General features: G+C 71.6%; 1 pseudogene. It reads right to left on the bottom strand.

Features of this window, described 5'->3' with window-relative positions:
- A pseudogene (locus C1X29_RS28695) lies at positions 1–264 on the bottom strand (IS21 family transposase); the annotation flags it as partial.

A 264-nucleotide genomic window follows, 5' to 3' on the forward strand; every position in this document is an offset into this window, starting at 1 on the left:
CCTCCAGCAGAGCGTCGAACTGGGTGAGCGCAGTGAGTGTGACGGGCACATCGTCGGGAAGATCTCGTTGGCGCGGTTCCAGCCGCGCCTTCAGATCGTGGGCGCTTGGCAGGAGCCCGGCCGCGAGACCCTCGGCGAGGAGCGCCGCCAGCTCGGCCTCGCAGCCCTCGTCATGGGCGAGCCAGAGCAGCTCGACCATGCGGCGGCAGGCGTCGCGCTGGGACAGCGCGCCGGACAGGGCCGCCCAGGTTGCGGCGTACTCAC

This window comes from Pseudomonas sp. GW456-12-10-14-LB2 (assembly GCF_002884345.1).
In the GTDB taxonomy this organism is placed as follows: domain Bacteria; phylum Pseudomonadota; class Gammaproteobacteria; order Pseudomonadales; family Pseudomonadaceae; genus Aquipseudomonas; species Aquipseudomonas paraglycinae.